Annotated in this window: 2 rRNA genes; both read left to right on the top strand. The window is 46.8% G+C overall.

Annotated features, from left to right (window positions below):
- Nucleotides 1–43: 43 nt before the first annotated feature.
- Nucleotides 44–159: ribosomal RNA gene (rrf, locus tag Q3W56_RS20655) — 5S ribosomal RNA — on the top strand.
- Nucleotides 160–411: 252 nt separating this feature from the next.
- Nucleotides 412–481: ribosomal RNA gene (locus tag Q3W56_RS20650) — 16S ribosomal RNA — on the top strand; the annotation flags it as partial.

The following is a 481-nucleotide window of genomic DNA, read 5'->3' as shown; positions in this document are numbered from 1 at the left end:
ATCCTGTGAGAAACGCCCAGTACCTTCATCCTGAAGGCATTTGTTTGGTGGCGATAGCGAAGAGGTCACACCCGTTCCCATGCCGAACACGGAAGTTAAGCTCTTCAGCGCCGATGGTAGTCGGGGGGTTCCCCCTGTGAGAGTAGGACGCCGCCAAGCAATTGCACGTCAGTGCAATTAAAAAAGAAAAAGTTGTTGACTTTAAAGAAGGAACGTTATATACTAATAAAGTTGCTTTAACAAAGCGAACAAACGAAATGATCTTTGAAAACTAAACAAGACAAAACGTACCTGTTAATTCATTTTTTAAAATCGCACAGCGATGTGCGTAGTCAGTCAAACTAAGGCCTGCATGACGCAGGTCACACAGGTGTCACCGCAGGATGCGGTGAACTTAACCTGTGATCCATTTTATCGGAGAGTTTGATCCTGGCTCAGGACGAACGCTGGCGGCGTGCCTAATACATGCAAGTCGAGCGGA

The organism is Bacillus sp. C28GYM-DRY-1 (assembly GCF_030519405.1).
Lineage (GTDB): Bacteria > Bacillota > Bacilli > Bacillales > Bacillaceae > Bacillus > Bacillus spizizenii_A.
Note: the sequence above shows the minus strand (reverse complement) of the source record. Positions and strands in the feature narration are given on the sequence as shown.